25 protein-coding genes are annotated in these 24,425 nt (G+C 64.9%); 10 read left to right on the top strand and 15 right to left on the bottom strand.

Going from position 1 to position 24,425, the window contains the following annotated elements:
- The first annotated feature begins 59 nt into the window (after window positions 1–59).
- The gene (locus ASG57_RS34090; RefSeq protein WP_057199049.1) at window positions 60–974 is read left to right on the top strand and encodes a PhzF family phenazine biosynthesis protein; all 915 of its coding nucleotides are present in this window, start codon (window positions 60–62) and stop codon (window positions 972–974) included.
- A gap of 135 nt (window positions 975–1,109) precedes the next feature.
- On the opposite strand, the gene ASG57_RS34085 is transcribed toward ASG57_RS34090, so the two are convergent.
- Entirely contained in the window at window positions 1,110–1,571 is a 462-nt protein-coding gene (locus ASG57_RS34085; RefSeq protein ID WP_024340812.1) for a DUF488 domain-containing protein, read from the bottom strand.
- 8 nt (window positions 1,572–1,579) lie between these two features.
- A complete protein-coding gene (locus tag ASG57_RS34080; protein WP_156402899.1) occupies window positions 1,580–2,416 on the bottom strand; it encodes a DUF72 domain-containing protein in 837 nt (278 codons plus the stop codon).
- A gap of 98 nt (window positions 2,417–2,514) precedes the next feature.
- Between ASG57_RS34080 and ASG57_RS34075 the strand changes: the two genes are divergently transcribed.
- The 4 genes from ASG57_RS34075 (at window position 2,515) to ASG57_RS34060 (ending at window position 6,119) form a co-directional block, all read left to right on the top strand.
- The gene (locus ASG57_RS34075; RefSeq protein ID WP_024340810.1) at window positions 2,515–2,895 is read left to right on the top strand and encodes a hypothetical protein; all 381 of its coding nucleotides are present in this window, start codon (window positions 2,515–2,517) and stop codon (window positions 2,893–2,895) included.
- A 137-nt stretch (window positions 2,896–3,032) separates the two neighbouring features.
- Window positions 3,033–3,236, top strand: coding sequence for a hypothetical protein (locus tag ASG57_RS34070; RefSeq protein ID WP_024340809.1), 204 nt, complete (start codon window positions 3,033–3,035; stop codon window positions 3,234–3,236).
- Window positions 3,237–3,476: 240 nt separating this feature from the next.
- Window positions 3,477–4,610 carry a glycosyltransferase family 2 protein gene (locus tag ASG57_RS34065; protein ID WP_024340808.1) on the top strand — a complete coding sequence of 378 codons (1,134 nt, stop codon included), beginning with the start codon at window positions 3,477–3,479 and terminating at the stop codon, window positions 4,608–4,610.
- Window positions 4,611–4,616: 6 nt separating this feature from the next.
- Window positions 4,617–6,119, top strand: a complete 1,503-nt coding sequence (locus ASG57_RS34060) for a glycosyltransferase family 39 protein (protein WP_057199047.1) — start codon at window positions 4,617–4,619, stop codon at window positions 6,117–6,119.
- Between the two features lie 6 nt (window positions 6,120–6,125).
- On the opposite strand, the gene ASG57_RS34055 is transcribed toward ASG57_RS34060, so the two are convergent.
- Window positions 6,126–8,015 carry a CHASE2 domain-containing protein gene (locus tag ASG57_RS34055; protein WP_024340806.1) on the bottom strand — a complete coding sequence of 630 codons (1,890 nt, stop codon included), beginning with the start codon at window positions 8,013–8,015 and terminating at the stop codon, window positions 6,126–6,128.
- A gap of 62 nt (window positions 8,016–8,077) precedes the next feature.
- Window positions 8,078–8,602, bottom strand: a complete 525-nt coding sequence (locus ASG57_RS34050) for a FecR domain-containing protein (RefSeq protein WP_024340805.1) — start codon at window positions 8,600–8,602, stop codon at window positions 8,078–8,080.
- A gap of 648 nt (window positions 8,603–9,250) precedes the next feature.
- On the opposite strand from ASG57_RS34050, the gene ASG57_RS34045 reads away from it, so the two are divergent.
- On the top strand, window positions 9,251–10,327 hold the full coding sequence (locus tag ASG57_RS34045) for a DUF2778 domain-containing protein (protein WP_024340804.1): 1,077 nt from the start codon (window positions 9,251–9,253) through the stop codon (window positions 10,325–10,327).
- 134 nt (window positions 10,328–10,461) lie between these two features.
- Here the strand turns inward: ASG57_RS34045 and ASG57_RS34040 are convergent, their stop codons facing one another.
- A complete protein-coding gene (locus ASG57_RS34040; RefSeq protein WP_024340803.1) occupies window positions 10,462–11,055 on the bottom strand; it encodes a cysteine hydrolase family protein in 594 nt (197 codons plus the stop codon).
- A 130-nt stretch (window positions 11,056–11,185) separates the two neighbouring features.
- Here ASG57_RS34040 and ASG57_RS34035 point away from each other — a divergent pair, with 130 nt between their 5' ends.
- Both ASG57_RS34035 and lepB read left to right on the top strand, forming a co-directional pair.
- Complete coding sequence (locus ASG57_RS34035) at window positions 11,186–12,025, top strand: LysR family transcriptional regulator (protein WP_024340802.1); 840 nt, start codon at window positions 11,186–11,188, stop codon at window positions 12,023–12,025.
- Between the two features lie 137 nt (window positions 12,026–12,162).
- Window positions 12,163–12,918: a signal peptidase I gene (lepB, locus tag ASG57_RS34030; RefSeq protein ID WP_024340801.1), complete on the top strand. Its 756-nt coding sequence runs from the start codon at window positions 12,163–12,165 to the stop codon at window positions 12,916–12,918.
- 156 nt (window positions 12,919–13,074) lie between these two features.
- On the opposite strand, the gene groL is transcribed toward lepB, so the two are convergent.
- Both groL and groES read right to left on the bottom strand, forming a co-directional pair.
- Complete coding sequence (groL, locus tag ASG57_RS34025; protein ID WP_024340800.1) at window positions 13,075–14,715, bottom strand: chaperonin GroEL; 1,641 nt, start codon at window positions 14,713–14,715, stop codon at window positions 13,075–13,077.
- Between the two features lie 48 nt (window positions 14,716–14,763).
- Window positions 14,764–15,078: a co-chaperone GroES gene (groES, locus tag ASG57_RS34020; protein ID WP_024340799.1), complete on the bottom strand. Its 315-nt coding sequence runs from the start codon at window positions 15,076–15,078 to the stop codon at window positions 14,764–14,766.
- Between the two features lie 376 nt (window positions 15,079–15,454).
- On the opposite strand from groES, the gene ASG57_RS34015 reads away from it, so the two are divergent.
- On the top strand, window positions 15,455–15,742 hold the full coding sequence (locus ASG57_RS34015) for an usg protein (protein WP_024340798.1): 288 nt from the start codon (window positions 15,455–15,457) through the stop codon (window positions 15,740–15,742).
- Window positions 15,743–15,749: 7 nt separating this feature from the next.
- On the opposite strand, the gene ASG57_RS34010 is transcribed toward ASG57_RS34015, so the two are convergent.
- Window positions 15,750–17,171, bottom strand: a complete 1,422-nt coding sequence (locus ASG57_RS34010) for an O-linked N-acetylglucosamine transferase, SPINDLY family protein (protein WP_230646557.1) — start codon at window positions 17,169–17,171, stop codon at window positions 15,750–15,752.
- Window positions 17,172–17,312: 141 nt separating this feature from the next.
- Entirely contained in the window at window positions 17,313–17,879 is a 567-nt protein-coding gene (locus ASG57_RS39555) for a tetratricopeptide repeat protein (RefSeq protein WP_349509767.1), read from the bottom strand.
- Window positions 17,880–18,097: 218 nt separating this feature from the next.
- Here ASG57_RS39555 and ASG57_RS34005 point away from each other — a divergent pair, with 218 nt between their 5' ends.
- Window positions 18,098–18,625: a cupin domain-containing protein gene (locus tag ASG57_RS34005; protein WP_024340797.1), complete on the top strand. Its 528-nt coding sequence runs from the start codon at window positions 18,098–18,100 to the stop codon at window positions 18,623–18,625.
- A 106-nt stretch (window positions 18,626–18,731) separates the two neighbouring features.
- Here ASG57_RS34005 and ASG57_RS34000 read toward each other — a convergent pair whose 3' ends face one another.
- The 6 genes from ASG57_RS34000 to ASG57_RS33975 form a co-directional block, all read right to left on the bottom strand.
- Window positions 18,732–19,982 carry a NupC/NupG family nucleoside CNT transporter gene (locus ASG57_RS34000; protein ID WP_024340796.1) on the bottom strand — a complete coding sequence of 417 codons (1,251 nt, stop codon included), beginning with the start codon at window positions 19,980–19,982 and terminating at the stop codon, window positions 18,732–18,734.
- A 303-nt stretch (window positions 19,983–20,285) separates the two neighbouring features.
- Window positions 20,286–21,044: an SDR family oxidoreductase gene (locus ASG57_RS33995; protein WP_024340795.1), complete on the bottom strand. Its 759-nt coding sequence runs from the start codon at window positions 21,042–21,044 to the stop codon at window positions 20,286–20,288.
- A 25-nt stretch (window positions 21,045–21,069) separates the two neighbouring features.
- Entirely contained in the window at window positions 21,070–21,828 is a 759-nt protein-coding gene (locus ASG57_RS33990; RefSeq protein WP_024340794.1) for a proteasome-type protease, read from the bottom strand.
- Between the two features lie 216 nt (window positions 21,829–22,044).
- The gene (locus tag ASG57_RS33985) at window positions 22,045–22,452 is read right to left on the bottom strand and encodes a carboxymuconolactone decarboxylase family protein (protein ID WP_024340793.1); all 408 of its coding nucleotides are present in this window, start codon (window positions 22,450–22,452) and stop codon (window positions 22,045–22,047) included.
- A 62-nt stretch (window positions 22,453–22,514) separates the two neighbouring features.
- Window positions 22,515–23,363: a transglutaminase family protein gene (locus ASG57_RS33980; protein WP_024340792.1), complete on the bottom strand. Its 849-nt coding sequence runs from the start codon at window positions 23,361–23,363 to the stop codon at window positions 22,515–22,517.
- 113 nt (window positions 23,364–23,476) lie between these two features.
- Complete coding sequence (locus ASG57_RS33975; protein ID WP_024340791.1) at window positions 23,477–24,421, bottom strand: alpha-E domain-containing protein; 945 nt, start codon at window positions 24,419–24,421, stop codon at window positions 23,477–23,479.
- Window positions 24,422–24,425: the final 4 nt, after the last annotated feature.

Here is a 24,425-nt window from a genome sequence, read left to right as displayed (position 1 = left end):
GCTTGTAGACTGTCGCCCGTGCGGCCGGTTGCGGCCGCGACTTGCATGAGGAAGAGAATATGCTGCGCCGCTACGTCACCGTCGACGTGTTCACCGACCGCGCCTTCGGCGGCAACCAGCTCGCCGTTGTGCTCGATGCTGGCGGGCTCACGACCGGGCAGATGCAGGCGATCGCCACCGAATTCAACTATTCCGAGACCACCTTCGTACTGCCGCCGCGCGACAGGGCCAATGATGCCGAGGTGCGCATCTTCACCCCGGTCCGCGAGCTGCCCTTCGCGGGCCATCCCAATGTCGGCACCGCCTTCGTGCTGGCGACGATCGCCAGGGAGCCGAAGCCGCGCCTGCTGTTCGAGGAGAGGGCCGGTGTGGTCCCGGTCGACATCGTGCGGGAGCAGGGCAGGGTCATCAGCACCGAGCTTACCGCGCCGCAGCCGCTGGCAAGGCTCGCGCAGCTGTCTGCAGCCGACGTCGCCGCCTGCATTTCCCTGACGGCGGATGACATCAAAACCGATCATCATGCGCCGCAGGTCGTCGGCGTCGGAACGCCGTTCGTGGTCGCGGAGGTGCGATCGCGCGAAGCCGTGCGCAGGGCCAAGCCCGATGCCGCAGCGTTTGGCCGGATTTTGCCGAGAGACGGCGCATTCTCGGTCTACTTCTACACGCGCGATGTACCGGCAGCGGAGGCGCCCTGCGAGCGGCAGGCGCGGATGTTCTTTCCCGGCGCAAGCGGCCTGATCGAAGACCCCGCCACCGGCAGCGCGACGGTCGCAGCCGCCGCGCTGTTCGCCGATCTCGATTCGACGCGCGACGGCGAATTCAAGCTTACGATCGGCCAGGGCTTTGACATGGGCCGTCCGAGCATCCTCCTCACCCGCGTGCGCAAGCAGGACGGCAAGATCGTCTCCGCTCATGTCGGCGGCAGCTGCGTGCAGATGATGGAGGGGACGTTCAAGCTGGCGGGGGAAGGGTAGATCAATCCATCCGTCATTCCGGGGCGCGATCCCGGAATCCATTTGTCCACCAACCCTGCCGCGCGACGGATTCTCAGGTGCGCAATTGCGCACCGCAGCTCGCGCCAACAGGCGCGCTGGAATTACGGAGTGTGGCTACAGCTGCCGCCCCACCAGATTCTTCACCGTCACCCCATCGCGCTCCTCGATCATCTCCGCGATCATCTGGCGGTGACAATGGGTGTGGTCGCGCTCGTAGCAGAGCAGGCACACAGGGCCGGCCTTCTTCACCAGGGCCGAGAGCTCGTCCATCTCTTCCCGTGCCTGCGGCGTTTTCAGGTGCTTTGAATAGATCTTCTCCAGCACGTCGTAGTGACCGCTGCGTGCTGCGAGGCGCCCATCTTTTGGCGTGCCGAGCGCGGCGAGATGGACGTAGGCGATGCCGCGCTCATCGAGACCTGCCGAAAGCTGCTTCTTCGAAAAACCCGGCCGGCGCGACGACGTCACCGCGCGCACGTCGACCACGAGCTTGACGCCGGCATGTTCCAGCTCGTCCAGCACCGCCTTCGGCGGCGTCTGCTCATAGCCGATCGTGAACAGCTTCTTTGCCTTTGCCATGGAATACCTCAGCTCACGCGTGCGATCAGCTCCATGGCCCCGTGGGGCGCGCGCACCTTTCCCTCGTGGATGACGTAGGCGAACACGTCGCGCGGCTCCTTTTTCGGCCTGGCCTTGTCAACTTTCGGCAGGTCGTCCGGTTCACCGCCTGACGCCCAGGCCTGAAGGCGCTCAGCCCAGGCGTCCAGCTGCTTCGGCGGGTAGCAGGTCTTGATCTCGTCGCTGCCCTTCTGGAGCCTTGCGTAGACGAAATCGCCGGCAACGTCGGCGATCGCCGGGTATTTGCCGTGCTCAGCGAACACCACTGGAGTCTCGAACTCGCGGATCAGCGCAACGAAATCAGGTGTGCAGAAACTGTCGTGGCGCACTTCCACGACATGGCGCAGGGCGCGTCCGTCGAGCTTGCGCGGCAAGAGCTCCAGGAACTTGCCGAAATCGCCGGCGTCGAACTTCTTGGTCGGCGCGAACTGCCACAGCACGGGCCCGAGATGATCTCCGAGCTCCAGCACGCCGGAATCGTAGAACCGCTTGATGGAATCGCCGGCCTCGGCCAGCACGCGGCGGTTGGTGGCGAAGCGCGGGCCCTTCACCGAGAACACGAAGCCATCAGGGACTTCGCTGGCCCATTTGCGAAAGCTCTCCGGCTTCTGCGAGCCATAATAGGTGCCGTTGATCTCGATCGACGTCAGCTTCGAGGCGGCGTAGGACAGCTCCTTCGCCTGCGCGAGCTTCTCCGGATAGAATACGCCGCGCCAGGGCTCGAAGGTCCACCCGCCGATACCGATGAAGATGTTGCCGGATTTTTTTGACGCGGTTTTTGCTTTGGCCACGGGAGGATCTCGCATCGACGGGGAGGGATCTCATCCTAATCAAACCAGATGTGATTGGCCAGTTGGCCGCTCCCGTCTAAGCTCGCAAGGGCCCGCGAAAGAAGGAGAACAACATGCGGATGCTGTTGGTGGGAGCCGCGCTCGTCATGATGACATCTGCTGCCATGACCCGTTCCGCCTTGGCGGATGACGACGATGCCAAGAGTATGCAGAAGCTCGCCCAGCAGAGCCGCGACGACTACTGGCATTGTCTGGCGCGGGAATATTCGCGCGAATCCAACCAGGGCCTGTCGGAGCGGGATTTCGGCCGCTCGGTTGCGGGCGCCTGTCCCTCGGAGCGGCAATATTACCGGGTGACGCTGCTCGACTATCTCACCACGCAATATCCGAGCATCGATGCCGGCGCCCATCTCGCCACCGCGAACAGGGCGGTCGAGGCAGCGCAGAAGGACATCGTGACGGCCTATGTAAAGCATCGGGCACCAGCGAAATAGGAAGTGGCGGATGGCGAGGAGCGAGGAGGGCTGAGGCCCCGGTTGCCTCATTCGCTATTCGCCATTCGCCCGGGGCCTTCCGGCCGCGCGCGCATCCGTGGTACTACTCGCCGCATCTGGAGTAGGGGTGGACTTGCATGTCGTCTGAGTCGCTGGGGGGCATTCTGGGCGCGATCGTCGCGGTGATCGTGCTTGCGGTTGCCGTCGTGTTCGGGCCGATTGGCCAGTACGGCAAGCCGCCCAAGCCGGCGAAGGTCGAGCCGGCCCCCGCGGCCGAACCGGCGGCCCCCGCTGTGCCCGCGCCGCGCGGGCCGATCATCCGGGAAGTGCCTAACCAATAGGGCGCGAAAAATGGCATTTCCGCCCTCTTGCGAAGCGCCTTTTCCGTCCCCATCTGGTCTGTAACGGCGACGTTGAGCAAAAACTCCGGCGCTGGAACGACCTTGGAATAGCTTGGGCTTGCGCCGGATGTACGCGCGGCCCGCCGTTCCGGGGTCGTTGGCATTTTAGCCCCCCATTTCGGCCGTTCTCCAGAGCCCCCGGCTTGGCAGCGCAGGACGCGGCGGATATACGCTGCCGTCATGAACGAAGCGATCAGACCCGGCGCCGACATCCCGCCGCAGGCTCAAGAGGGCCCGGAACTGTCGGTCATCGTCCCGACCTTCAACGAGCGCGACAACGTCACGGTGCTGTATCGGCGACTGGAGGCGACGCTCGCCAACATTGCCTGGGAAGTCGTGTTCGTCGACGACAATTCGCCCGACGGCACCTGGGACGTGGTGCGCGCGCTGTCGCAGCGCGACAGCCGCGTGCGCTGTGTCCGCCGCATCGGCCGCCGCGGCCTGTCCGGGGCCTGCATCGAGGGCATCCTCGCCTCGAGCGCTCCTTACGTGGCCGTCATCGATGCCGACCTCCAGCACGACGAGACGCAGCTGCCGAAGATGCTGTTGCTGCTTGCAAGCGATCAGGCCGACCTCGTGGTCGGCAGCCGCTACATCGAGGGCTACAAGAGCGAGGGCTTCAACAAGCAGCGCGCCGGCGCCAGCGCGCTTGCGACCGAGTTCGCAAGAAAGATGCTGCGGGTCGAGATAGCCGATCCCATGAGCGGTTTCTTCATGATGCGCCGCGATCGCTTCGAGCAGATCGCACCCAAGCTGTCGGTGCACGGCTTCAAGATCCTGCTCGATGTCGTCGCGACCGCACACGGCACCCTGCGCACGGTCGAGATTCCCTATACGTTCGGCGCCCGCCAGCATGGCGAGAGCAAGCTCGATTCCATGGTCGCGCTCGATTTCCTCGGTCTCGTTCTCGCCAAGCTGACCAACGACATCGTCTCGCTGCGCTTCATCCTGTTCGCGATGGTGGGCGGTATCGGCCTCGTGGTTCACCTGACCACGCTGTTCATCGCGCTCCGCCTGTTCAACGCGCCGTTCGCGGAGGCGCAAGCCGCCGGCGCCATCGTCGCCATGACCAGCAACTTCATCCTCAACAACTTCCTCACCTACCGCGACCAGCGCCTGAAGGGTTTTGCGCTGCTGCGCGGCCTCATCGCCTTCTACATCGTGTGCAGCGTCGGCCTGCTCGCCAATGTCGGCGTCGCCTTCTCGGTGTACGACCAGGAGCCGATCTGGTGGCTGGCCGGCATGGCCGGCGCGCTGATGGGCGTGGTGTGGAACTACGCGATGTCCGGACTGTTCGTCTGGCGCAAGAAATAGCGCGTGATGGGCGAGGCTGACGCGCGGATCGTCCGCAACACCGCGCTGCTGATTCTTGCCCTCGTCGGGTTGCGGCTGGTTGCGGCTGCGTTCACGCCCATCACCTTCGACGAAGCCTATTACTGGATGTGGTCGAAGCATCTGGCGGGCGGTTATTACGACCATCCGCCGATGGTCGCCTATGTGATCCGCGCCGGCACCATGATCGCGGGCGATACCGAGCTCGGCGTTCGCCTCGTCTCGATCCTCCTCGCGCTGCCGATGAGCTATGCGGTCTATCGCTCCGCAGCAATCCTGTTCGGCGGCGTGCGCGTGGCTGCGACCAGCGCCATCCTGCTCAATGTGACGCTGCTGGCCTCGGTCGGAACGCTGATCGTCACGCCCGATGCGCCGCTGCTGGTCGCTTCCAGCTTCGTGCTGTTCTTCCTCGCGAAGGTGCTGGAGACCGGCCGGGGTGCCTGGTGGCTTGCCGTCGGCGCGGCCGTCGGCGCGGCGCTGCTGTCGAAATACACGGCGATGTTCTTTGGGCCGGCGATCCTGATCTGGCTCGCGGTCGTACCGAAGCTCAGGCGCTGGTTCCTTTCGCCGTGGCCTTATCTCGGCGGCCTCGCTGCCCTGGCGCTGTTTTCGCCGGTGCTGCTCTGGAACGCGGACCATCAATGGGTTTCATTCGCAAAGCAGCTCGGCCGCGCCAGGATCGAGGACTTCCGCCCCGTATTCATTGCCGAGTTGATCCCGACCCAGATCGCGTTCGCAACGCCGCTGGCTTTCATTCTCGGCGCCATGGGCCTGCACGCGCTGACGTGGCAGCGCACCGGCGCGCTGGCCTCGCGCGTGCTGATCGGGACGATGTTCTGGACCATCGTCGCCTATTTCGTCTGGCATTCGCTGCATGCCCGCGTCGAGGCCAATTGGTTCGCACCCGTCTATCCGCCCTTCGTCATCGCGGCGGCGGCCGCAGCCAATCTCGCGCAATGGAAGCCGCGCCAGCGGCGTCTCGTCGCCTTCTGCCGGCGCTGGGCTGCACCCGTGGGCATCGTGATGTTTGCAGCGTTGATCGTTCAGGCCAATACAGGCTGGCTGTCGGGCTATCGCCGCGATGCCACGGTGCGCAGCGTCGGTGTCGGCTGGCGCGAACTCGCCGCAGAGATCGAAGCAGTGCGCGTGCGCAGCGGTGCGACCTGCGTGCTCGCGCAGGACTACGGCACTACAGGCTGGCTCGCGTTCTATCTCCCGCCCGGCACGTGCGTCGCGCAGCAGACCCAGCGCATCCGCTGGGTCAACATGCCCGAGCCCGACCCCAGCCTGCTGGCCGGCAAGCTGCTCTATGTCGACGAACTGCGCCCGGACGGGCATCCCGCCTTGAATGATCTCTTTGCGCAGGTCACGCGGATCGCGCAATTGCAGCGCAAGCGCGGGCCGCTCGTGGTCGAGACCTACGGTATCGATCTGCTCGAGGGCGCCAAGGGCGACGTGCTGGACCGCTCGCCCCCGCCGGAAGCGCGGTAGCAGACCTCAGACGATTGTCTCGGCCGTGGTCGCAACCTGACCCGGCCCGTCCGGATCCCGCCAGAACCACACGGTCACGACGGCTGAGCGGCCGCGGATGCGGGCGAGCAGGGGGCCCGACAGGATCCCGTCGGGGGTTCCCTCGAAGTCGGCGGCATCCAGCAGCGTATCGCTCAGCGCGAGGCGCGCATCGTTCTGGGCGGCTACCTCCATCAGCCGGCTCGCGACATTGACGGTGTCGCCTGTTGCCGTCAGGTGCTGATGGCTCTCGCCGAGCCGGGAGGCGACGATCTCTCCGTAATGCGCGCCGATTTTGAAGCCGAGCTGCCCCGCGATCGGCGGTGGCAGCGAGGCGATCCAGCGTTCGACGCCGCGATGCAGATCGATCGCGCATTTCAGCGCGCGCGCCGCGTCGTCGGGCATCGGGCGCGGCAGCCCGAACAGGATCATGGCGCCGTCACCGAGAAATCCGGTGATCATGCCGCCGCAATCGGCCGCGGTCCTGTCGATCAAGGCGTGAAACGCCTTCAGAAGATTCCTGAGCTCGTCCGGATCACTCCGCTCGCTCAGGCCGGTGAACCCGGAGAGATCGAGGAAGACTACCGCTGCGTCCTGCCGGACGGGCTTCGACAGAAAGTCCGGATCTCGCGCCAGCCACTCCTGCACCGCCGGAGCTTGGAATTGCGCAAGCGACCTGCTCTTGGCAGCAAGATATTGCGTGCGGCGGCTTCCCGCCCACAGCTGCACGCCGGCAAAAACGAGAACCGGCGGGACCGCTGCGGCCAGCGTGGTTGCGGCGTTCAGCCAGACGCCGTGCGTGAACGTAAACAGGTTGAGCCCGGCCCAGGCCATCATGATCGCCGCCGCCGCCATGATCCCGAGCGCACTGCGTCGCCAGGCGAGCAGGCCCACCAATAGCACCGGCAGCAGAATCGCAGTGAGCGCGTCGACGATGCGGACCCTGCGGTCGCGCACGATGCCGTCGCCAGCGACGAGTTGCGTGATTGCGGTCGAGACCACCTCGACGCCGGGCATCAATGAATCGAACGGCGTCGGATAGAAGTCGCCGCCGCCCGCCACCGAGGCGCCGATCACGACGATCCGGTTCTCGATCGCTGCGCGGTCGAGCGTGCCGTCGAAGATGCTTTGTGCACTGACCGTGCGGATCGTGCGGCGCGGGCCGTAATAAGTGATCGGCAGCGCGAAATCGCTGTCGGTCGGCACCACGCGCTCACCGATTCGCAGATGGTCCGGCGCGACGGTCAACGGTTCGTCGAGAGCACGGGCGGCAACGCGCAATGGAAACGACAACTCGACCTTGTCGCGGGTCCGGAACAGCATCGGCACTGACAGCGGCGACCCCGATTGTCCCGTCGCGACGTTGACGATGCCGACCTCGGCGTGATCGGCGAAGGCGGGCAGGGGCTGCAGGAAGCGTTCGGCCTGCGGCAGAACGGCAAGGGGCCCTTCGCTGTCGGGCGCCACTGTTTCGCTGGCGGAGGGAAAGATCGCCGCGGCGGCGAGCACCATGGGGCCGGTGGCGAGCGTGTTGGCCAGCGTGGCATCGCCGATCGCAGCGCTGCGGTCGACGAGCAGGAGATCGATTCCAATCACCTTCGGCTTGAACTGCACGATGGTGTCGACGACGCGGGCAAGGTCGGCACGCGGCAGCGGATAGCTGCCGCCGCGCTTCACGACGGTGTCGTCGATGGCGACGATGGTGACGAGGTCGGGCGGACGCTGCACGCCGCGGACCTGAGTCCGCCAATCCGTCAACGTCGCCTCGAGCCGGTCGAGAAAGCGCAGGCGGCCGTTGGCATGAGCGGCATAGATGCCCGCGCCCCACAGCGCGGTGAGGACGAGTGCCACCAGGATCTGAACGCGTCGCCTGCGCATGCGGTCGTCTTGCAATCTACTGTTGTTCAAATATCGAGGGCCGAGGCCGTCTCGACCCAGCCTTATTGTCCGAGCCTTGCCATGAGCGCGTCGACGCGCGGCTGGCCCCATGTCTTGACCGTCAGCGGGCCGGTTGCCTCGACGTCGACGCCTTCGCCGGGTCCAAGCACGACGCCGCGTCCGCCAGTCCTGCGGGTCACCCCGACCCGGCCGTCGGCGACGAACACGGCGGTCTTGATGTCGGCCACGTCGACCGCCCATCTCGTGCCGCGCACGGCGGCAATCGCCTGTGGCGTCAGCACCTTGAAGGGAGTGCCGCGTGGCTTCCTGGGTACGTCGACCAGCAGGGCTTTGCTGCTCAATTCGACGGCGTCTATACGTCCGTCGCGGTTGGCGTCCTTAAGTTCAAACCTGGCGCCGTTTTCCGCAACGATGGTGATGCCGTTGTCACAGCGCCAGGTCTGCGTTCCGGCAAGGGAGAGCGTTGCCGTGCAGCCCGCATTGGCTGCGGGCTGGGCAGTCGCAGATCCAATCAGCAAGAACGAACCCGCCAGGGCGACAAGACCTGCGCGCGCGATCCCTTTCATGCCGGCCTCCGTTTGCGTGTTCGGAACAGCTCAAAGGTGGGATGATACTGCATCGTATCACACGAAGAGGCCGCCGAAAGTGCCGAGGCAGCAGCTATTTTCTTGTGACGGCGGTGTCCAGAACCGATGCGATCAACTTTCGGTCACGCGCCGGCTTGCCGGAAGCCGTGCGGCGCGTGATGCGCATGGGCCGCGATCGGCGGCAGCCGTAAGGCCGGCCGACGTGGAGCCACCAGCTTCGCGCAACGCTACCGAACTAGGGTCGAGGCCGGTTCGACGATCACGAAAATGACGTTGTCGAATGCGTCATGAGTGCGGCCGCAAGCGTCGGAGAGGCGACGCAAACCGGTCGAGAAACATGGTTAACAGATGCGACTAAGTCCGTAATTCTGCGGGATTTTTCTCAGAATGGGACAGCATTAACGAGTTGCCTCACATCCGCCCGAACTTAATCCGCATTTAACTAAAAGTCGCCTTAATGACGCTCCGACCCTCTGCGAGATGCTGTTCCCGGATCGTGACCAGCGGCACTTCGAGGGGGGACTGAGTGACACCGTCCTGGACGCAAGGCGAATGAGTACGAGTATCGCTGCGCAAAGTAACGCGGCACGGAAGTCCAAGAATTCTCTTCGGAAGCCTTCCCGGAAGATGACCACGACGAGTTGGCTTGGCGCCGCGGCGATCGGCTGCGTCGTGATGGGCGCCGGCTGGACCATCTACAGCAACATTCTCGGCGCGAGCGTCTATCCGACCGTCGGCAGCATCGGCTACGACGAGCCGGTGGTCAGGCGCGCGCCCAAGGTCGTGCTGCGCGACGCCGGCGAGGCCATCAAGGACGCCTTTGCGTTGTTGCCCGACCGTTTGCAGGTCGCGACGCCGATCTCGCGCGAGATGTTCAACGAGCGCTTCGCCGCCGCTGCGACCCAAGGCGTGCCATCGAATGCGGCGAGCGCCGCCCCCGCGACCCAGGTTGCCGCGGCCAAAGATGCCCCGAAGCAGAGCGTGATCGCGAAGGTTGCGGACGCACTGAAGCCGGCAGCCAAGGGAGCTGACAAGGCTGCAGACAGGGCCAAGCGCGCGCCGGAGGCCCAGCTGCAGCTTGCCTCGGCCGACCCGGCCCAGATCGTGCCGGCGCCCGAAGCCAAACCAAAATCCTTCGCCGACCGGGCCAAGGCCGCGGTGATGTCGATCACCGCTCCGCGCCAGTCGATGGTGGAGAAGCTCTGGGGCAAGCGCGAGCCGTCCGGCGGGCTGCTCGCCTATGCCTCCGCCGACGCCAGCATTACTGCGTCCATCGCGCCGAAGGAGCAGAACCCGATGCTCGGCGGCGCTCCGCCCTACGAGCGCGACACCGCCGTTTACGACATCACGGCCAAGATGGTGTATCTGCCCGACGGCACCAGGCTCGAGGCTCATTCCGGCCTCGGCGCCAACCGCGACGATCCGGGCTCCCGCCGCCTGCGCATGCGCGGCGTGACGCCGCCGCACATCTACACTCTGAAACCGCGCGAGGCATTGTTCCACGGCGTGCCGGCGTTGCGACTGACGCCGATCGGCGGCGAGAGCGCGATCTACGGCCGCGACGGTTTGCTCGCCCACACCTACATGCTGGGGCCGAACGGAGATTCCAACGGCTGCGTGTCGTTCAAGGACTATTACGCATTCCTCGACGCCTACCGCAACAAGGGCATCCGCAAGCTCGCGGTGCTCGAGCGGGTGGAGTGAGGCATTCACGCCGCCATCGCCTTGCGGCAGCGGGCGCGCTGATGCTGCGCCTCCATATCGGCCTCCCTCAGCGCGATGCGGCTCGATAGCGGGCAGGCCGTCGGAGAAATAAAGCTGCAGCGTCTCACGCGCCATCAAGTCAGCGCGTCGACTTGCGCGATGATCGCGAAGCGATCCGACAGCTCGGCGAGCGCGACCTGGTGGATCGTCCGGGCGTCCAGCGTTCCGCCTCGGCCGTCTGGCAGGTCGCGCGTGGCGCAGGCGTCGGCTGCGATCGTCGTGCGCAGGCCTAGGTCGAGCGCGGCGCGGGCGGTCGAAGAGACGCACATATGCGTCATGAATCCGGCCAGCACGACGTTCTTGAGTCCGGTCGCGGCAAGCCGTGTCTGCAGGTCGGTGCCGGCGAAGGCGTTCGGCAGCGCCTTCTCGATCACGGGCTCGCTTGCGAGGGGCGCCAGCCGGTCAACGATTGCGCCGCGTGCGGTCTCGCGGTCGAACAGGCCGCCGGCGCGGCCCTTGTGCGCGATGTGGAAGATCGCGGCTCCGCTCTCCCGTGCCCGCGCCAGCAGGCGCGCAGCCGCGGCGATCGCGGGCTGCGCATCGGGCAAAGCCAGCGGACCGGCGCAATATTCGTTCTGAATGTCGACCAGCACGAGGCAGGCCTCGTGGAGTTTCGGCGGATTGAGATCGGCGCCGGCGAGTTCGAGCAGGGTCTTGGGAGCGGTCATGCTGGCAGGCTTTCCTGTGGATGTCGGATGACGCGACACTAGCGCAGCCGGCGCCTGCCGATGTGCAGGAATATTGCGGCATATGGCTGCGAATTTGCAGGATGCCGCTGTCTCCTGCTAGGCTCCTGGAATGAACTGGGACGATCTGCGCATCATCGCCGCGGTCAGGGACGAGGGCACCTATGCCGGCGCCAGCGCGCGGCTGCGCATCGACGAGACCACTGTCGGCCGCCGGCTGGCGCGCATCCAGCGGGATCTCGGCGTGCCGTTGTTCGAAGCCGTGGATGGCTTGCGCCGGCCGACGCGCCATTGCGAGGCGGTGCTCGAGCATGTCGGCGCGATGGCGGCGCATGCCGCGGCGATCGACCGGATCAAGGAGAGCCAGCCCGGTCCGGTCGGCCGGCTCCGCATCGCCTCGACCAATGCCATTGCCGAAGAGCTGTTGGCGCCGCATGCGAGCGACTTCCTGCGCGACCATCCAGGGTTGACGCTGCAATTCCTCACCGCCAGCGGCAATGTCAAATTCTCGCGCTGGCAGGCCGATCTCGCCATTCGCCTGCGCAAGCCGGAGAAGGGCGACTTCACCATCTCCAAGCTTGGCGAGGTCAGGCTGTATTTCCTCGAGCCCGCGGACCGCAGCGGGATCGAGCCGGTTGCGTGCGTCTATCCCGACGAACTCGACGCGATCCCGGAGCAGCAATTCTTACGGTCGAAACGACTGAAGAACGCCCGTTGCATCACCGACAATGTCCGCATCATCCGCACCATGATCCAGTCGCATCTGGCCATCGGCGTGCTGCCCGAGTACAGCTGCGGCCTGCTGCTCGCCGACCGCAGCCTGCGCGCCACGTTGCTGCCGAGGCGCCGGGACGTCTGGCTCCTGGTGCAGAACCACCTCAAGCGCGATCCGGCGGCGCGGCTCACCATCGAATGGGTGCGGCAGTGCTTCAGGGATATTTCCCAGGGCTGACAGCCCGGCGACGTTCACGGCCCCGCGTTGAACGCAGCCTGCTCGACGTGCGACAAATTTCGGAATTCGCAGGAGATTGCGCATGCGCGCAGGAGTTGCCAATCTCGCGATGACATGATTTTGACCAGGGCAGTTGCATGACTACGTGTCAGGACACGATCCGGCCGCCCGCGCGGCGAGCGGCACAATCCCGGGAATGGAGGGCGATCGTCATCCTGATCCTGCTGATCCCGGTGCTATGGTCGCCGCCGTTCCTGTTTCGCTACTTCCTGTATCAGCCGTTCAACATCCCCTCGAACTCGATGGCGCCGGCGCTGACGGTGGGCGACTACGTCTTCGCCGCGAAGCATGCCTACGGCTACGGCCGCTATTCCGTCCCCTTTGCGCCATCCTGGATCTCGGGCCGAGTCCTCGCCGCCGATCCGGAATATGGGGACATTGTCGTATTCCGCTCCTCGAAGGATACCGCGACCGACTTCGTCAAGCGCGTGGTCGGGCTGCCCGGCGACCGCATCCAGATGCGGCGGGGCCGGCTTTTCCTCAACGATCGTCCCGTGACGCGTGTCGCGCAGAAGAAGGCACAGGTCGGCGACACGTGCGGCGTGGATGACGACGCGACGGCGAAGCTCTGGCGCGAGACGCTGCCGAACGGCGCGTCCTACGTGACTCTGGACTGCGGCGACGACGACAACCTGGATAATACCAGCGTCTTCACGGTGCCGGCGGGCCATATCTTCGTGCTCGGCGATAACCGTGACAATTCCACCGACAGCCGCATGCCGGGGATCGGATTCGTCCCGATGGACAATCTCGTCGGCAAGGTCACGCGGATCTTCTGGTCGCTCGACGAGGACGGCGAGCCGCGCTTCGAGCGGCTGGGCAAGGTGGAGTGACGGCCCCTCATTCCGGGGCGGCGGGGTCGATTGTGCCGCGCTGTCATTCCGGGCTGGCGCCCAAGGGGACGCGCCCCGGAGTGACGTTCCATGAAACAAAAACCCCGGCATCGCTGCCGGGGTTTCGCATTTCGTCGTTTGCCTGAAAGGCTGGACTCAGAAGTCCATGCCGCCCATGCCGCCGCCCGGAGGCATCGCCGGACCGGCGCCGCCCTTCTTGGGCAGCTCGGCGACCATGGCTTCCGTGGTGATCAGGAGCGCGGCCACCGAGGCAGCGTTCTGGATCGCGGTGCGGACCACCTTGGTCGGGTCGATGATGCCCTTCTTGACGAGGTCGGCATATTCGCCGGTCTGGGAGTCGAAGCCGTAATTGTAGGTCTTGTTCTCCAGGATCTTGCCGACGATCACCGAGCCGTCTTCACCGGCGTTGATCGCGATCTGGCGAGCCGGAGCCGACAGCGCCTTGCGCACGATCTCGACGCCGGTCTTCTGGTCGTCGTTCTTGGTGCGCAGGCCCTTGAGCTGCTCGGAGGCACGGAGCAGGGCGACGCCGCCGCCCGGGACGATGCCTTCCTCGACCGCCGCGCGGGTCGCATGCATCGCGTCATCAACGCGATCCTTGCGCTCCTTCACCTCGACCTCGGTCGCGCCGCCGACGCGGATCACCGCGACGCCGCCCGCGAGCTTGGCAAGACGCTCCTGGAGCTTCTCACGGTCGTAGTCCGAGGTGGTCTCCTCGATCTGCGCCTTGATCTGGGCCACGCGCGCCTCGATGTCGGCCTTCTTGCCGGCGCCGTTGACGATCGTGGTGTTCTCCTTGTCGATCATCACCTTCTTGGCGCGACCGAGCATGTTGAGCGTGACGTTCTCGAGCTTGATGCCGAGATCTTCCGAGATCGCCTGGCCGCCGGTCAGGATCGCGATGTCCTGCAGCATGGCCTTGCGGCGATCGCCGAAGCCCGGAGCCTTGACGGCCGCGACCTTGAGGCCGCCGCGCAGCCGGTTCACGACGAGGGTCGCGAGCGCTTCGCCTTCGACGTCCTCGGCGACGATCACGAGCGGCTTGCCCGTCTGCACCACGGCCTCGAGCAGCGGCAGCAGCTCGTTCAGCGAGGAGAGCTTCTTCTCGTTGATGAGGATGTAGGCGTCGTCCATCTCAACGCGCATCTTGTCGGCGTTGGTGACGAAGTAGGGCGAGATGTAGCCGCGGTCGAACTGCATGCCCTCGACGACGTCGAGCTCGGTCTCGAGCGACTTGGCTTCCTCGACGGTGATGACACCCTCGTTGCCGACCTTCTTCATGGCATCGGAGAGGAACTTGCCGATCTCCTGGTCGCCGTTGGCCGAGATGGTGCCGACCTGAGCGATCTCCTCGTTCGAGGTGACCTTCTTGGAGTTCTTCTGGAGGTCCGCAACGACGGCTTCGACCGCGAGGTCGATACCGCGCTTGAGGTCCATCGGGTTCATGCCGGCGGCGACGGACTTGGCGCCTTCCTTCACGATTGCCTGGGCGAGCACGGTGGCGGTGGTGGTGCCGTCGCCGGCCGCGTCAGCGGACTTGGAGGCGACTTCGCGCACCATCTGCGCGCCCATGTTCTCGAACTTGTCCTCGAGCTCGATCTCCTTGGCGACGGTGACGCCGTCCTTGGTGATGCGGGGAGCGCCGAACGACTTGTCGAGCACGACGTTGCGGCCCTTCGGACCGAGCGTGACCTTCACTGCATTGGCGAGGACGTCGACGCCGCGCAGCATCTTGTCGCGCGCTTCAACCGAGAATTTGACTTCTTTGGCTGCCATCTGGAATTTTCCTTGAGTGGTGTTTGACTGGGGGGAGGAGAAGGGCTCTTAAGCCGCCTTCTTCTTGGACTCGCTGACTTCGAGAACGCCCATCACGTCGCTCTCCTTCATGATCAGCAGGTCCTGGCCGTCGATCTTGACCTCGGTGCCGGACCACTTGCCGAACAGCACGCGGTCGCCGACCTTGAGGTCGATCGGGATCAGCTTGCCGGACTCGTCGCGGCCACCCGGGCCGACGGCGACGACTTCGCCCTGGGAGGGCTTTTCCTTGGCAGTGTCGGGAATGATGATGCCGCCAGCGGTCTTCTCTTCTGCGTCGATGCGCTTGACCACGACGCGGTCGTGAAGCGGACGGAATTTCATGCAGTCCTCCTAAGCATTTGCACGAGTTGAGGATTTTGAGATTGTTAGCAATCGTTGCCCGCGAGTGCTAGCACGAGCGAGGCTCAAATAGGACAGGAATTTTGCGGGGGCAAGGGTTTGTAGCAGAAAAATTAGCAGCCGACAGTTCGCACTGCCAGGATCTCTCAGCCATCGTTAACCGAGGCCGAGGCCGTATTAGCACGGAGCGGCATCTGCTGCTAACGCATTGAATTTCAACAGCTTGTTAAACTTTTGGGCTTGAGATGGATTGTCAGTTTGCGTCACATTTCTCGTCTGTGAGCGCATCGTTTCCGGGTGGCTCCCGGGGCACGGATCAAGCCACCCCCTGAATGCGCTCCTGCAAAGGAGGTTTGGCATGGGACTGCGCGTTGGGGGTGTTTCCGACGATTTCCGGAAGCAGATGCTGGGATACGGACTGACGACGGCACAAATTCTCTATCGGATGCCGGATCATCCGTCGCTGCTCCAGACCTATGTCTGGCAGAACTACGACATGTTTCCGAAATTTCCGGCGCTGAAGGATTTCCTGGCATTCTGGCAGGAGAAGCTCGACGGCCCTCTCCACTCGGTCACGGTGGCGCATTCCAAGCTGATCAAGCCCGCCGAGCTGCGCGCGGTGGACGGCGTATTCCGGCTGCATTGAGCAGAGATCAGGCGCAATCGCGGCAGTACCGTTTCCACATCGCGCGGTAGGCGTCGTCCACCGCGCGCGCGTAGGAGACGGGGTCGCCGGCGGCAGCATCTCTGATCCGTTCCGGCAATTCGCGGCGCAGCTGCGAAACGTCGCCGATCCCAAATGCGCGGATTGCCGCGATGTCGGCATATGTCTGATCGCAATCGGCGACCCAGTCCGGCAGGCCAAGCGCGGTCAGGATGGAGCCCGCCGCACGGCCGGGCAGGCTGTTGCCGAGCTTCGCCACCACCGGCACGCCCATCTGCAAGGCTTCCCAGGTGCTGACGCCGCCGTTCTGCGGGAATGTGTCGAGGCAGATGTCGATGCGATTGAACGACGCCAGATGCTCGTCCCTCGAAGTGGCCCCGAGCAGCTCGACCCGTTCGGCTGGCAGGCGGCAAGCTGCAAACCGCGCCAGCAGGTTGTCGCGCACCAGCCGATCGTCCAGCGCAAAATCCTTGATCAGCAGGCGCGAACCTGGCACCCGCTCGAGAATCCTGGACCAGACGTCAACCGCCTCGTCCGAAATCTTGCTGATGCGGGTGAACACGCCGAACGTGACGAAGCCGTTCGAGAGAGCCGGCGCCCCCGCCCGCGCGATCCCGGCCGGCAGCGGCGCCAGGGTCACGAAGCACGGCAGATCGATGACGGTCTCCACAAACAGATGGCGGACCGCGACAGGAATCGCGACGGGGTCCGAGAAGAGATATTCGATCGTCGGCAGTCCGGTGCCGGTGCCGTGGCCCCATCCATGAACCTGGATCGGCGCCGGCTTGCGCGCAAACACGCCGAGGCGGTTGCCTCTGGTGTGGCCGGACAGGTCGATCAGGATATCGACGCCATCGGCGCGAATCTGAGCGGCGAGGCGATCGTCGGTCCATTGCGCGGCGTCGCGCCAGCGATCGGCCATTCCTTCGAATTCGCGCGTCGTGGCGTCGACCCTCGACGAACATGAATAGCACACGATCTCGAACCGTGCCCGGTCGTGGTGTTGCAGGACCGGCTTGAAAATGAATGCCGCTGAATGCGCGTTGAAATCCGACGAGACGTAGCCGAGCACCAGACGGCGATCCGGATCGCAGCTGTTGTCGTACGGGCCCGCCGCTTCTGATGCGATTTTCGCCCCGACCCGCTCCCACCAGACTTGCCGCGCTTGCTGATGCTGCTCGACAGTCGCGTCCGCCGCAAAGTCGAGCGTGAAGATCTTGCTGGAGATGGCGCTCTGAAGGTCAGGCTGGATGTCGAGGGCTCGGTCGAAACTTGCGAGCGCTTCATCGACCCGGCCAAGTCCGGCAAGACATAGGCCCTGCACCAGGTGAGCTTGCGCGGAATCGGAAGCAAGCGCCAGGGCCGTCGCGCAATCGGAATAGGCGCGGGCAATTTGCTTGACTTGGAGCAAGACACTGGCCCGCGAGAGCCACCCATTCGCGTCGTCGGGGGCGAGGGCGATTGCCCGATCGCAGTCCGCCATGGCCTCGTCAAGCCGGTGCAGCTCGCGCCATACGACGGAACGGTTGGCAAGCGCGGCGGCATAGTCGGGCTAGATCGCGAGCGCGCGATCGAGGCTTGCGAGAGCTTCGTCATAGTTGCGCAGTCGGCAGAGCGCAGAGCCGCGGCCGTTGTGGGCTTCGGCAAGAGTTCCGTCGATTGCAAGCGCCTTGTCGTAGCTCTCGACCGCGTCCTGGTGCAGATCGAGCGCGGCGCTCGCGTTGCCGAGATTGGCAAGGGCCGCGGCGTAGTTGGGTCGCAAGGCGAGAGCCTTTCGATAGCTCTCGCGGGCCTCATCGTGACGCTTCAGCCCGTTCAGGGCGATGCCCAAGCTCATATGAGCTTCGGCAGAGCGCGGATCCACGGCAACCGCCCGGCTCAGCAGGGCTTCAGCCTGCTGAAAGTTCTTTGCGTCAGACTCGAGAGCGCCGAGCATGTGCAGCGCGATGAATTGGGTAGGCGCGATCTGCAGGAGCTCGCGATAGGCAGCTCTGGCCTCGGGGAGGCGTCCCTTCTTGTGCAACTCGAGCGCATGCCCGAGCAATGGCAGAACTACGCCCTTTTGCCGTTTGTGAAGCCGGGCATTCTGAAACGCACGCTGACCGACGCTGTTGCCCATGAATCATTCCCCCAAGATCTCCTGGCGAGACTAGTTCAGCGAGCGAGCGAAGACGAGACGAGCGCCGCTCGCCACGACAGCTTGGGACAAGCTACGATCTGCTGAGCAATCGAATGACTGGCTCAAGCTTGGCGATTGCTGCCTCGCCCCGGACTGGATAGTCTGCCTTTCGGGTCGTGCCCGTCCGGCGGACGCGGCTCAGATCAGGGAGGCAAACAATGGCCAAGCACAAGGCATCGAGACCCGCAATGAAGACCGCGTTGAAGAAGCGGAGCGGCGCCAATGTTGCGGCGCGATCCTCGGCGCGCAAGGCGGTGAAGGCGAAGCCGCGTACCGTCGCTCCAAAGAAGCCCGTGCGGCCGAAGCAGCGCATCGCCATCAGCCATCACCGCGAGGAGGACTTCAAGGCCGACGGCCTGCGTGCCTACGCGAAGTACCGCGATCTCGGCATCGCTGCGGCAACGCACGGCCTCGCGCAGGCGCATGTGATCCGGCTGCAGGGCCCGTGCAATCCTGCCGAGGTGTCGAAGCTGCACTTCCACGACGTCGAGTTCCAGATGGTCTACGTGCTGAAGGGCTGGGTGAAGACCTATATGGACGGGCAGGGCGAGACCTTGATGAAGGAAGGCAGCGCCTGGACCCAGCCGCCGAAGATCAAGCACATGATCCTGGATTACTCGGATGACGTCGAACTGCTGGAAGTGATTCTGCCGGCTGAGTTCAAGACGGTGGAGTTGAAGGCGTAGGTGCTCTTCCTGTCTTTCCCCGGATGCACACCGGATTGCTTCGTGGAGCCTGTCGTCGGGCCGCGCGCTGCGCGGACCCGTTGGCTCGCAATGACGAGCGGGGAGCCTACGCCAACACTCCCACCACCGCGCCCATCAAGCACGTGGTCAGCGTCCCCGACACGATCGACTTCAAGCCCAGTGCGTTGATCTCCTCGCGCCGTTCCGGCGCCATCACCCCCAGGCCGCCGATCATGATGCCGAGGCTGGCGAAATTGGCGAAGCCGCACATCGCATAGAGCATGATCAGGCGCGAGCGCGGGTCGAGCGCTTCGGGCGGCAGCTTCGAGAAGTCGACATAGGCGATCAATTCATTGAGCACGGTCTTAGTGCCCATCAGGCTGCCTGCGGCAATCGCCTGATCCCACGGCAGTCCCATCAACCAGCATACCGGCGCCATGACGAGGCCGAGCAGGCGCTGCAGCGAGATCGGGGCACCGCCGAGATGCGGCAGCAGGCCGAGCATGGCGTTGACGAGATAGACCAGCGCCACCAGCACCAGCAGCATGGCGACAATGTTGAGCAGCAAATCGAGGCCGGCGGTGGTGCCCTTTACGATCGCATCCATCGTGCCGGACACGTCCATCTCGGGATTCTGCAGAGCGCCGCCGGTGCGCTTGTCGGAGGTCTCGGGCACCATGATCAGGCTGACGAGGATCGCGGCCGGCGCGCCCAGCACCGAGGCGATGACGAAATGCGCGGCGGCGTCGGGGATGAGGGGCGCCAGCAGCGTCGCATAGAGCACCAGAACGGTACCGGCGATGCCCGCCATGCCGCCGGTCATGACCAGAAACAATTCGCTGCGGGTCATCTGTGCCAGATACGGCCGCACGAACAGCGGCGCCTCGACCATGCCGAGGAAAATGTTCGCGGCGGTTGACAGTCCCACCGCGCCGCCGACGCCCAGCGTCCGCTCGAGCAGCCAGGCCATGCCGCGCACGATCGGCGGAAGGACGCGCCAATAGAACAAGAGCGTCGTCAGCACGCTCATGACCAGCACGATCGGCAGCGCCTGGAACGCCAGGATGAAATCCGCGCCCGGCACCTTCAGATCGAACGGAAGGGTGCCGCCGCCGACATAGCCGAACACGAAGGCGGAGCCGGCGCGGGAGGCCGCGGAGATCGTGCCGACCGCCTCGTTGATGGCGCCAAACGCATGCGCCACGACCGGCAGCTTCAACAACACGATTGCGGCGACGAAGGTCACGACGAGGCCGATCGCGGCCTGCCGAGCCGATACCGCCCGGCGGTTTTCGCTCAGCACCCAGGCGATCAGCAGCAACGCGAAGATGCCGAGTGCAGATTGCAGCCGCAGCATGATGTCCCCAAACCCTCAACGATTATGGCCGTGCAAACGCCGAAGGCAATGCCGTCGTGGCGCCGCCTTCTCCACGTCATTGCGAGGAGCTCTTGCGGAGAAGCAATCCGGAAATCTCACCGCGGACGCAGCCCGGATTGCTTCGCGGAGCCTGTCATCGGGCCGCGCTTCGCGCGGACCCGTTGGCTCGCAATGACGATTGTTGAGATAATCTGCGGACTTAGCTCGCGCCACCCCGCAGCGGGGCAAGCAGTAGACGCCTCTTGACGCCTACTGTGCATGAGGTTGTTTTCGCGCTTTGGGTCAGCCCCGTCCGACGAACGGCATCTTGGTTGCCATCACCGTCATGGTCAGCACGTTGGCATCGAGCGGCAGGCTGGCCATGTAGGCCACGGCGTCGCCGACCGCCTTGGCGTCCATGCGCGGCTCGTGCTTGGTCGTACCGTCGGGCTGCAGCACGCCGGGGCCGTTGACCATGCGATCGGTCATTGGCGTCGCGGCGTTGCCGATGTCGACCTGGCCGACCGCGATGTCATACATGCGGCCGTCGAGATTGGAGGCCTTGGTCAGGCCCGTGACGGCGTGCTTGGTCGAGGTATAGGCGGCAGAGAACGGCCGCGGCGCATGCGCCGAGATCGAGCCGTTGTTGATGATGCGGCCGCCGCGCGGGGTCTGGTCCTTCATGATGCGGAAGGCGTGCTGGGTGCACAGGAACGGGCCGGTGAGGTTGGTGTTCACGACCGCCTGCCATTGCTCGAGGCTGAGATCCTCGAAGTTCACGGCGGGCGCGCCCATGCCGGCATTGTTGAAGAGCAGGTCGAGGCGGCCATAGGTTGCCTTCACCTTGTCGAACAGCGCGGCGATGGAATCCGGCTTGGTCATGTCGGCGGTGACGCAAAGGCTTTTTCCCGCGGGGCCGAGCTTCGCGGTCTCCTCGAGCATGTCGAGCCGGCGGCCGGCGAGCACCACGGTGAAGCCGGTGTTCATCAGCGCCAGCGACGCCGCTCGGCCGACACCGGTGCCGGCGCCCGTCACCAATGCGATCTTCTTCGCTTCACTCATCGTTTCCTGCCTTTTCTCGAGCTGTTCAGGTCTTGGGTTCTTTGTCGTTCTTGTAAGGCGGGCGCGGAATGTTCTGATGCGCCGCGCGCAGGGCTGCCGACCAGCGCGAGCGCAGATCGTGGAAATAAGGCTCGCCCGCCTCGATACGGTGGTTGAGATCGGCCTCGCAGGCATCGTTGCGCACCACCAGCACGTCGATCGGAAGGCCCACGCCGAGGTTCGACCGCATGGTCGAATCCATCGAGATCAGGCCGGTCTTCAGCGCCTCGTAGAGCTCGACATCGTAGTGCATGGCGCGATCGAGCACCGGCTTGCCGTATTTGTGCTCGCCGATCTGCAGGTAGGGCGTGTCGGTGGTACACTCGATGAAATTGCCGGCGGTGTAGACCATGAACAGGCGCATGCGTGCCCCCTTGATCTGGCCGCCGAACAGGAAGGAGACGTCGAAGGAGACGTCTTCGGATTTCAGCGCCGGCCCTTCGGTCGCATGCACCGCCCGGATCGCCCGCCCGATGCGCTGAGCGGCCTGGAACATGGTCGGCGCGTTCATCAGCGTCTCGACCTCGCCCGTGTTCGGGTCCTCCAGGCCCTCGGTCAGGGTCGAGAGCACCGACTGGCTGATGGCGAGGTTGCCGGCACTGGCGATCGCCATGATGCGCTCGCCCGGCTTGGAGAAGATGTGCAGCTTGCGGAAGGTCGAGACATTGTCGAGGCCGGCATTGGTGCGGGTGTCGGCGATCATCACCAGACCGTCCCGAACCAGGATTCCGCAGCAATAGGTCATTTCCAGTCCCCGAACGCGTTTGCGCGGAATTACTAGCCAATTTCAGGGGGCCATGAAACCCCCGATTCCCGCGGGGGAAAGCTGTCATTCCGGGGCGCGACGAAGTCGCGAGCCCGGAATCCATTGGGCTGCGGCACTGGTGGATGAATGGATTGCGGGTTCGCGCTACGCGTGCCCCAGAATGACAGGCAAGGTACGCTGCTGCGACCGCCGACCTCAATCCGCGCCATCGACCAGAAACGCCTGGTCGACCGGGACGCCGAGCGCCGTGACCAGCCGGTTCGTCTCGGCGGCCATGCCGACGATGGCGAGCAGCTCGCCGTATTCGGCCTCGGTCATGCCCTTGGCCCGTGCTGCGGCGGTGTGCGAATGGATGCAGTAGCTGCAGCCATGCGCGATCGAGACCGCGACGTAGAGCATCTCCTTGACCTTGGGATCGAGCGCACCAGGCGCCATCACCTCCTTGATGCTTTCCCAGGTCCGTCGCAGCGTCTTCGGATCATGCGCCAGCGCGCGCCAGAAATTGTTGACGAAGTCTGATTTCCGCACCTTGCGGATGTCGTCGAAAACGGCGCGCGCCTCGGCCGAGAGTTCATCATCCGAAAGCAGTTTCACAGTCGCCATGGGCCACCTCACAGGTCCGATCTGATCCTGCAATGTAGCACGGCGCAGGCGCTCGGCGGTGCCTAGCTCTGTCGCTGCGACTGCGATTGCGACTGGCCGCCGCGGCCGGCCTGCTCGACCTTCACGGTCACCGCCAGCGTTTCCGTGCCGCCGCCATAGCGCGTGCCGCGCACCGGGGCCGCGCCGAGATAGTCGAGCCCGATCGCGACGCGGACATGGGCATCGGTGGCGCAGATGCTGTTGGCGGGATCGAAACCGACCCAGCCGAGATCGGGCACGTAAGCCTCCGCCCAGGCATGGCCAGCTTCCTGATGCACCGCGTCGTCTGCTCGCAAGAAATGCCCGGAGACGAAGCGCGCCGGCACGCCGCCGGCGCGAGCGCAAGCAATGAAGATGTGCGCGTAGTCCTGGCAGACGCCGCGCTTGAGCGCGAACGCGTCCGCGGCGGACGTGCCGCTGTTGGTCGGGTCCTCGTCGAATGTCATGTGATCGGCAATCTGCGTCATGAGCGTGTGCAGGAAGCCGAGCGTGTCGCTCTCGGCCTCGCTCCGCAGCTGGCGCGCGACCGCCGTCATCGCCGGATTGACGCAGGTGAGGTCGGTGGAGCGCAGGAACATGCCGGCCGGGAAACGCTCGTCCGTGCCGCGCAGGACGCCGCCGGTGTCGTGGGTCTCGACCAGTCCTTCGGCGGTGATCCGGATGTCGCCGACGGGCCCGCAGGACAGCACATGGGTGACATTGCCGAACGCGTCCTCGTGCGTGTCGAGCTTGGTGTCCGTGGAGACGTCGATCTGCCATTCCGCGACGTATTGCCCGTCGTGGCTGCCCGGCGTCATGCGCAGGATCTGGATCACGCTGGTCGCCGGCGGCTCGTAGCGATAGGTCGTGGTGTGCTGGATACGCAGGCGCATGGTGGACCGTTTTGTTCTGGCATCGTCATTCCGGGGCGATGCGCCGGCATCGAACCTGGAAGCTCGAGGTTTCGGGTCTGCTCCTTCGGACCATCCCGGAACGACAGCTTGGGTCAGATCAAATACTGCTTCGTGATGATTTCGCCCAGCCTTGAATTGTCCGTGATGAATTCCTGAATGAATTCATGCACGCCGTGCTGGAAAATGTCGTTCATGTTGCTGTGTTCCAGCCGGTTGCGGATGCCGCGGGCGTGGCGCTGGGCGGGGCCCTGGCGGCCATAGGCGACGCCGATCTGGTCGAGGTTGCGCACGAGGTTGCCGTAGCAGCTCGCCAGCGAGCGCGGCAGCGTGTCGTTGAGGATGAGCAGGTCCGCGATCAGCCACGGCTTCAGAGTCTCGCGATAGACCCAGTGATAGGCCGTCAGCGCCGAGACCGAGCGCAGGATCGAGCTCCATTGATAGAAGTCGAGCGGGCCGCCGACGTGCTCCTCTTCGGGCAATAGCACGTGATACTTCACGTCGAGAATGCGGGCGGTGTTGTCGGCGCGCTCCAGGTGCACGCCCATCCGCGAGAACCAGTAGGCATCGTTGCGCAGCATGGTCCGGTAGGCCGAGCCGTCGAATCGCAGCGAGGTCTCCTGCACGAAGCGGAGGAACTTGGCGAGATCCTCGCGGGTCGAGGTGCCCTTGCTCCACACTGCCTGGAGCTCGATCCAGGCCGAGTTGATGGTGTCCCACATCTCGCTGGTGAGTGCGGTGCGCACCGAGCGCGAGTTCAGTCGCGCCGCTTCGATGCAGTTCCTGATCGAGGACGGGTTGTTCGGCGAGAACGAGAGATACTCGACGACGTTGTGCTCGTTGGCTTCCTCATAGGCTTGATAGAAGCCGGCGGCGACGCCGGCGGTGAGCAGCGCCGAGTCCCATTCGTTGGTCTTGCCGATATAGGCGGCGGGAAGCGCGGTGACGCGCAGCGTCGCATCGATGGTGCGCGCCAGATATTCGGCCCGTTCGACGTAGCGGGCGAGCCAATAGAGGTTTTCGGCGGTACGCGACAGCATCTCT

It is taken from the genome of Bradyrhizobium sp. Leaf396, assembly GCF_001424605.1.
GTDB classification, from domain to species: domain Bacteria; phylum Pseudomonadota; class Alphaproteobacteria; order Rhizobiales; family Xanthobacteraceae; genus Bradyrhizobium; species Bradyrhizobium japonicum_C.
The sequence above is the reverse complement of the archived record's forward strand: the minus strand, read 5'-3'. Positions and strand labels throughout refer to the sequence as shown.